At 39.1% G+C, this 8223-nt stretch carries 6 protein-coding genes; 3 read left to right on the top strand and 3 right to left on the bottom strand.

The annotated features are described in order from the left end of the window. Window positions 1-295: 295 nt before the first annotated feature. The 3 genes from Q0954_RS31660 to Q0954_RS31650 form a co-directional block, all read right to left on the bottom strand. Window positions 296-1300: an isoaspartyl peptidase/L-asparaginase family protein gene (locus Q0954_RS31660; protein WP_299465225.1), complete on the bottom strand. Its 1005-nt coding sequence runs from the start codon at window positions 1298-1300 to the stop codon at window positions 296-298. Between the two features lie 108 nt (window positions 1301-1408). Continuing rightward, the gene (locus Q0954_RS31655; RefSeq protein WP_299465224.1) at window positions 1409-2287 is read right to left on the bottom strand and encodes a DUF6048 family protein; all 879 of its coding nucleotides are present in this window, start codon (window positions 2285-2287) and stop codon (window positions 1409-1411) included. Window positions 2288-2301: 14 nt separating this feature from the next. Then, window positions 2302-2805 (bottom strand): hypothetical protein, encoded by a 504-nt coding sequence (locus Q0954_RS31650; RefSeq protein WP_299465221.1) that lies wholly within the window; start codon window positions 2803-2805, stop codon window positions 2302-2304. 352 nt (window positions 2806-3157) lie between these two features. Between Q0954_RS31650 and Q0954_RS31645 the strand changes: the two genes are divergently transcribed. From Q0954_RS31645 to Q0954_RS31635, 3 genes are all read left to right on the top strand, one after another. Beyond that, entirely contained in the window at window positions 3158-3874 is a 717-nt protein-coding gene (locus Q0954_RS31645) for an SDR family oxidoreductase (RefSeq protein ID WP_299465218.1), read from the top strand. 788 nt (window positions 3875-4662) lie between these two features. Continuing rightward, window positions 4663-6987, top strand: coding sequence for a sensor histidine kinase (locus Q0954_RS31640; RefSeq protein ID WP_299465215.1), 2325 nt, complete (start codon window positions 4663-4665; stop codon window positions 6985-6987). Between the two features lie 335 nt (window positions 6988-7322). Next, entirely contained in the window at window positions 7323-8117 is a 795-nt protein-coding gene (locus tag Q0954_RS31635; protein WP_299465212.1) for a hypothetical protein, read from the top strand. The last annotated feature ends 106 nt before the right edge of the window (window positions 8118-8223 follow it).

The raw sequence follows: 8223 nt of genomic DNA, 5'->3' as shown, positions 1-8223 counted from the left end.
CAATAAAAATAACGAAGTATCAAGGCGAAAAATCACCCCTCAGAGTGTAAATTTATTTTTGAACAATTCCTAAGAGTATGTTTAAATTTTGTCTTCGGAGTTAAAAACTGTAAGTCCCGAACTTGTATTCGGGGACACTTTTTTAGCCCAGATTATGATTTTTAAACATACTCTAAAAAAATAAGGAGTGAATTTATCAAAAACACTCCTCCTCTTCTCAAAAGGTATTAGATGCTAATTGCTTGCTGTAAGGCAAAACGATGCACCCTTTGATTTTAGTATACCATGTGGCGTACTACCTATAAATATACGTTTTTACCTTTCCATCTGGAGTGGCTACTCCTCGGTACATTCCTGCGCTATTAAAAGTCATGGTGTAGTTACCATCGTGGTCTAAAGCAATGATACCACCTGAACCACCCATTTTTTTGAGTTTTTTCATCACCACTTCTTTAGCTGCTTTTTGCACGCTCCACCCTTTGTATTCCATCAAGGCAGAAATATTGTGGGCTACCACCACTCGCATAAAGTACTCACCATGTCCGGTGGCCGATACTCCACAAGTACGGTTATTGGCATAAGTGGCTGCTCCAATGATAGGAGTATCGCCTACTCGCCCCCATTTTTTATTGGTCATTCCTCCCGTTGAGGTTCCGGCAGCTATATTACCGTATTGATCCAACGCTACTGCGCCCACAGTACCCAGTTTTTTGTTCAAATCAATCAAATCTTCCACGCTTCCACTTTTACCTTTTACAGCATTCTTTTGTACCCTTTTTAGTTGTTCATACCTACGTTTGGTATAAAAATACTTTGGTTTGACTATTGCCAATCCTTGTTGTGTAGCAAAAGTTTCGGCGCCCTTTCCCGTAAGCATGACATGAGGCGAGTTTTTCATAACTGCTAAAGCTGCTGTAATAGGGTTCTTGACAATGGTTACGCTGGATACTGCTCCTGCATTGAGGGTCTTACCTTCCATGATAGAGGCGTCTAGTTCGTTGGTTCCCTGGTTGGTAAACACCGCGCCTTTGCCTGCATTGAACAAGGGTGAGTTTTCCAGTATTTTAATGGCTGTCACTACTGCGTCAAGGCTGGTGCCCCCTTTTTTTAATACATTGTGTCCTTTTTTTAGAGCCTCTTCCAGTTTGCTATGATAGGCTTTTTCTTGTTGGGGAGTCATGTACTTTTTAAGAATGGTACCTGCGCCACCGTGAATCACTAAAGTTATTTTATTTTTTTGTGCGTAGCCCCATTGTATCAGGCACAGCATTGTTATAAGTAGAGGTAAAACTTTCTTCATAATTATCTAATGTTAGATTTCTGCTTTGAATATACTTATATTTTGGCTAAGTCAATACTCTACACTGGTTAGAGTATGTCTAAATAAGTGCCTATAAGATTGAATAGATCACCTACCATCACCTTTGTCTTTTTTAGGTGGAGTAGGGGTAGAGGGTGTTTTTTTTATGGGAGTTGAAGGAGTGATGATTATACGACGTTTGCGTTTTTTAGACTTAAAAGGAATGCGGTATAAAATATGGTACCCAAAGGCAAAGTTAGCTGCGTTGTTTACCCCGTAGCCAGGTATGTCGTTAGGGTAGAGTAGTTCGCCTTCGCTTCCGGTGAGCTTTACTTTTACCCTGAACATGGGTCCCATGTATAAATTTTTGAACAGCTCTACTTTGAACCCAAAGTTGCCTTCGAGCCATGTGCCCATGAGTTGTTTTTCTATGATTAGCCCACTTACATCGCCTCCGTTGGCAGTGTTGGTAATGGTATAGCTAATGTCGTTGTCGAAACGGGCATAACCAAAATGTAACCCCACATATATTGCATCATCCTTGCTTTTCCGATGTAACATATTATAGTTAATGCCCATTCTGCCATAAAACCCTTGACTGGAATAAGTATAATTGCTTACCCCTTGCCTTATTCTTTGTTCCACTCCCCCGCTCAATTCTATAAAGTATTTATTATTGAGCAATATTTCAAAGGTTCCTTGATAACTGGTAAACCGTTGGTCGAATGCGCCAAATGCTGTAGGCAGTATATCGGCACCCAATCTAAAACCGGCCAACCTCAATGGCTTACGCAAAGAGTCAGGCTTTGTCTTTTTCTTTGGACGAGGAGGAGGTGGTGTCACGTTTATTCTGGTAGTTGACTTTACAGTTGTACTGGTGTCTTTCTTTGTTTGGTCTTTTTTGGTAGGTGTTGTTTGAGCCTGTGCAATGTGCCCAACAAGCAAAATTACCCCCACTAATACAACTAAACCCTGCATCACTTTCATTGCTTTACGATTGTTTATTTGTGCTCTAAAAATATTTGAATGTTTCCACTGGTAGTGTCGGGGCTGACATTGATTAACCGTACCCGGCTGGTGCCAGACGATGAAGTGAATTCATTGATAGTAATGGTTTCAGTAACCCCACAATCTGGTTTTTCAATACCGATTTTACGCGAAAACTTCACTTGAAAATCTTCACTGAAGGTCTTTTCTACACTGGAAGTATCAGTATAAGTACCAGCAACACTATAGCTTGCCGAGTTGTTGTCAGAAGGCAACAAAAAATTGATGAAATTACCAGTAATGGTATCGGTGGAAGTGCCATTGGTGGAAGTGATTTTGGTAAAGTTTACAGTGGTAGCACTGGACTGGGTGCTGTCCAAAAAAAACAGTACTTTGATGTAGGCAGAAGCATCACTGCTTTTGAGGTCTTGACAGTTTTGACAACGGCTGGTAAGCAGGGCTACAGTTATACACAGAACAATTTGAAACCAATGGGGTTGGGAGAATAACCTCTTCATTTTTATACGTTTACGTTTTTTTGAAGCAAAACTACAAGTTAAATACGAAATGAGGTACAAATTTGCCTCATAACTTGTCTTGAGTCAACAAAAAAAACCTTACAGACAAGGGTCCGCAAGGTTTCCAAACCATATAACCATGAAAAACCTAACTTACTAATTCTTTATATCTATATTATATAAAATCGATATCATGAACAAGTAAAAAGGTATTTTATTTATACAAATGTATCAATAAAATCAATACGAAAAAAAATTTAATCCAATTTTTAGTAACTATACATCTAATGTACTGACATTTGTAAGAATTGCTTAAGTTTAGCATAATTTGGTAAAACTTAAGTACAATTTTATGGATATAAAAGATGCACGTATACTTATAACGGGTGGAAGTGCTGGAATTGGCAAAGCCACCGCAAAAATGTTAGCCAATGCCGGGGCAAAGGTCTTAATTACAGGTAGAGACGAAAAAAAGCTGCAAAATGTTGCCCAAGAATTGGGAGTAATGTATGTGGCAGCCAATGTTGCTTTACCTGCTGACATCGACAAAACGTTTGATACGGTTAACAACCAATTAGGAGGGTTAGATGTTTTGATAAATAACGCAGGTATTGGCGAATTCCCTACTTTAGAAGAACTAAGCCTCGAAGATTTTCAGCGAGTATATAATGTAAATGTGTTTGGATTGGCACTTATGACCCAAAAAGCAGCACGTTTGTTCAAAGAGCAAAACTCAGGCAATATTATCAACATTGCTTCTACAGCAGCTACCAAAGGCTTTGAGCGAGGTACCATTTATGCTTCGTCTAAGTTTGCTTTGCGGGGCATGACCGAGTGTTGGCAGGCAGAGCTACGGCGCTACAATGTGCGGGTAATTTTGGTAAACCCCAGTGAAGTACCCACTGCTTTTGCTCAACCTGACCGTAAAGAACGTGAAGATGTGCCTCATAAACTGACCAGCGACGAGATAGCACAGGCTATTAAAGGGGCTTTGGAAATGGATAGTCGGGGTTTTATTAAAGAACTTACCGTAATAGCTACTAACCCTTGGCTTGCCGAAGGGAATTAGCCACGATATTTCGTTTTTTTGATGATATATCGCATAAAAAAAGGTTGTTTATTTCTTCGTTGCTTGGCAATGAAAAAAAATATTGTGATTTATATTATTGATAATTAAAGGCTTATGAGGTGTTGTTTCCGTAGTCACATCTTTGGCTTTTGGTTTGAATATATACTAACCAAAGATATTTAATAAGCTTTGTGGTTAGGAAACAAAAAAGACTCTACAGTGTAGGGTCTTTTTTTTGCCTTTAGGGGTAGAGGTGCAACAGGATTGCCACAAGTTGACCCACTGAGTTGGGGTGGTTTGGTTCGCAGGTAACTAACAAATTTACATCTGGCAAACTCAGCAAGCTGGGCGTTTGTTGAAAGGCAAGCAAAACAAAAGCGATGATCAAACAGTGTTTCATTGGAGGTAATGGGTAAATATCGGTAGACAAACACTTAAATAATGAACACTAAGCTCTTGTTGGTTTTGCCAATCAATATTTTGTGTTATCTTGATGACAAGCAAACACATTTTGTCTTTTAGGTATGTATACCAATAGTCCATAGCATTTAGTCCGTAGTCCATAGCTGATTCGAGTAAATGTTTACCTTGTTAAATACTGTAAACCAGTGGCGTATATTAAGATTGCTTACTCACTTTATTTTAAAAAGTGTTTCGGTTTTACGCCTAAACGTGCAATTAAATAGTTTTTAAATTCATCAATAACTGATCACCAGCAACCAACTTTGACTAAAATCACTGCGGAGTATTGATGTATACTGTACGATTATAATACAAAAGCTTGCAAAATGACAACACAAACGAAACTATGGTGGGTATGTTTTTTAGGGTGTTTGTTGTGGTTAGCTGGGTGTAGCCCAGTAAAGACAAAGCCCAAAGTAACCAATGGAAAAATGAATTTGAGCCAGTACGATTTTGCCAAATCGGGTACTGTACTGTTGAGTGGGGACTGGGAGTTTTACTGGAAAAAATTTTACTATAGCTCAAATTTCAAAAAAGGGCGGCCTACTTCGGGCAAACTGGTAAATGTACCTGAAAGCTGGAATGGGTTGAATGTCGGGGGCAAAACTCTTGCGGGCAATGGCTACGCTACTTACCGGATGCGGCTGACGCTTCCTGCCAAAGGGATGAAGTTAGGAATAAAAATGCTGACTGTTGCTACTGCCTATGAGTTGTACATCAATGGTCAATTGCTATGTACTAATGGCAAAATAAGCCGTCAAAAACAAGGGGCAGTGCCTTCTTACAATCCATTGGTGGTAAACTTTGTTAATAACACCCAAGAGGTAGAAATACTCTGGTTGGTTTCTAACTACCACCATCGTAAAGGAGGCGCTTGGCAAGAGGTTCGTATAGGGCTTGAGCACCAAATAGACCGCAATCGTGAGGTCACTGCATTGGCCGATTTCTTTTTGATGGGAAGCATCTTTATTATGGCTTTGTACCATATAGGGTTGTTTTGGGCAAGGCGCAAAAGCGTGTCAGCTTTGTATTTTAGTGGGGTTTGTTTAATGGCAGCCCTTCGCTTGACAGTAACTGATGAATACTTTTTGCATGATTTTGTATTGGTTGACTGGTTTACTATCATTAGGCTAGAGTACCTGTCTATGAATTTAGGCATGCCTGCTACAGCTTGGTTGTTGCGTACATTGTACCCTCAAGAATATCCCAAACGATTGGCGCAAGCCCAGGCGATAATGTTTTTGTTCCTGAGTCTTATTGTATTGTTCCTGCCCCCTTATTGGTTTACCCAAACAGTTACTCTTTCGCAGTTGGGCATTATCATCAGTGGGTTTTACGCAGCTTATTTGTTGGTCAAGGCAGCTTTGCGTAAGCGCGAAGGGGCATTATTGTTTATTGTGGGTTTTCTTGCCTTTTTTGGAGCCATTGTCAACGACATTTTATATAGCAATGATGTCATAGAAACAGACAATGTGTTTGGCACAGGTTTGTTTATCTTTATCTTTTCTCAGGCTTTGCTGCTTTCCCGTCGTTTTTCTAAGGCATTTAGCGAAGCTGAGCAATTGACTGAAGCCCTAAATTTTACTAATCAAAACCTGGAAGAGTTAGTAGGTGTGCGTACCCAAGACCTCAAAGACAGTAACAATAAGTTGAATCAGTCGCTGGAAGAACTGGATGCCATTAATGAAAAGCTGATAGAGCTGGATAAGTTTAAACAGCAAATGATGGGAATGATTGTGCACGATCTTAAAAATCCGCTTAACTCCATTATTGGCTTGTCGGAGCAACAAAATGATCCTCGTTTTTTTAGTACTATCCACCAGTCGGGGCAGCGTATGCAAGGGCTGATTATGGATATTCTGGATGTGCAAAAGTTTGAGGAAAGTAAGATGAAGTTGCTCAAAGACAAGGTAGCGCTGGAAGAACTGCTTCAGTGGGCTATTCAGCAAATTAGCTTTTTGATTCGGGAGAAAAACCATCAAGTGACCATTGAAGCCCTGTCTGATGTGTATGTAGAAGTAGACAAAGACCTCTTACTAAGGGTTATGGTAAACCTGCTCACCAATGCCAGTAAACATACTCCTCAGAATGGTAAAATTCGCATGTCTGTTGAATCCATAACCAATGAGCAAGGCAAATGGGGTAAAGTGTTGGTGGCAGATTCGGGCGAAGGCATACCAGCGACACAAATAGAGAAAATTTTTAAGAAGTTTCATCAGGTATCGCCAAAAAAATCAGGAGCAATACGTTCCACTGGCTTAGGACTTACTTTTTGTAAATTGACTGTAGAAGCTCACGGAGGTCATATAGGGGTAATATCGCCGGTAGGAGAGGGAGCTACTTTTTGGTTTACCTTGCCTTTGGCTACCCCACCCACCAATTCCCAACCATTATCTGCCGGAGCCCCATCGGTAGAAACATCTCAACGTCCGGTAGCTTTTGATTTTACCTCAGAAGAACTAGCCTTGCTCAAACCCGTGGCAGTGAAGGTGGCGCAATATGAGATTTTTCAAATAAGTAAAATACGTGAAGCAATGACTCCATTGGACACGCATTTGGGTGAAAGCCTCAAAAACTGGCGTATAGAACTGGAAGACTCTATGTATACTTACAATGAACAGCGCTTTAAAGAGTTGTTGGAAATGCTTTAGTTTTGGCTACATTCTCTTTGGTTTATCCTTTTGGTCAATGCCTGATTGTGTTGCTATAGAAATAGTTATTGGAGGATTTTGTGTTTTGCTGCCTTGCGTTTCACCATCAAAAGCAATTGGTTTAGTTAGAATTTAAAACTTTGCATTTTTCTGTGGGTAGATATTATTTAAATGATAATTGCTTGATAGTGAGTGTATTAAATATTATTTGTAGACTTGAATTATTTTATTAAAATGTTTTGTTGACATTTGATAGACATTGTTTTTTTGCTTCAAGGTGCCCTCTTCTTTAACTTCATTAGCAACTTGATTAACCAAAAAAATATCTATCTGTTATGTTACCCCAATTTATCTTGAATGCTAAAAATAATTTTAAAAGCTTATTAAAGTTAGCTTGCCTTTATTCTTTAACAAGAAGTGTATTTACGCGTGTTTTTCCAGACATTAGAAGAGTATTATTCGCTTTTTTAGAAAAACGTACGCTTCATAAATGCTTTTATTCACCAGGCTTGCTTTTATTTGTGTTACAGGTGGAAGGCGTCACCCTAGTGATAGGAGTGGTGGCTGCTTTTCTAACTGTGGTGGCTGTTGTAGCAAACCAGAAACAGGTTTATTATAAGAACTGTTTACAGATGTATGAGATAGAGAAGTGTAATTATGAAGAAGAAACTCAACAAGTAAAAGAAGAATGTTTGACTTTAAAACGCAGTTTAGCGGCAAGTTCAGCTAAGATGCTGAAGCAAAATCAATTTTTGATGCAAGTACAAGCAGAACTAAAAAGTATAGTGAGTGCTGGATTTCATAATTGCCATTCTACACAAGATAAAATTACGAAACTGGAAGATGCTATTGAGCATTATTTGAAAAGTGACAAAAGGTGGAGTGATTTTAAAGATAATTTTGACAAAATTCATCCCCACTTTTTTTCCAGGCTCACCAAAGAGTACCCCAACCTTACCAATAGTGAACTACGACTTTGTGCCTTACTAAGACTTAATTGTAATACCAAAGATATTGCGCAATTATTGGGCGTGTCACAAAAAAGCGCAAATATGGCACGTTATCGTTTAAGAAAGAAAATGAAAGTGCAAACCGATAAACCTCTAAACTCGTTTATGATGGGTTATTAGTACCTTCTGTCAGTACTATCAGGCTTTTATATACTGCGAACGGCATGGTTAACCGAAAATTGGAGAATTAAAAAAGGTAAGCTATTTTTAAAGTGACAAAACAATA

The sequence above is a fragment of the uncultured Microscilla sp. genome (assembly GCF_947493425.1).
Lineage (GTDB): Bacteria > Bacteroidota > Bacteroidia > Cytophagales > Microscillaceae > Microscilla.
This window is presented reverse-complemented; position numbering and strand designations above follow the sequence as displayed.

Excerpts from the sequence above, each read along its gene's own strand:
- Q0954_RS31645 (WP_299465218.1), top strand. The coding sequence starts at position 3,158 with ATGGATATAAAAGATGCACGTATACTTATAACGGGTGGAAGTGCTGGA.
- Q0954_RS31655 (WP_299465224.1), bottom strand. The coding sequence starts at position 2,287 with ATGAAAGTGATGCAGGGTTTAGTTGTATTAGTGGGGGTAATTTTGCTT.
- Q0954_RS31660 (WP_299465225.1), bottom strand. The coding sequence starts at position 1,300 with ATGAAGAAAGTTTTACCTCTACTTATAACAATGCTGTGCCTGATACAA.
- Q0954_RS31650 (WP_299465221.1), bottom strand. The coding sequence starts at position 2,805 with ATGAAGAGGTTATTCTCCCAACCCCATTGGTTTCAAATTGTTCTGTGT.
- Q0954_RS31635 (WP_299465212.1), top strand. The coding sequence starts at position 7,323 with ATGTTACCCCAATTTATCTTGAATGCTAAAAATAATTTTAAAAGCTTA.
- Q0954_RS31640 (WP_299465215.1), top strand. The coding sequence starts at position 4,663 with ATGACAACACAAACGAAACTATGGTGGGTATGTTTTTTAGGGTGTTTG.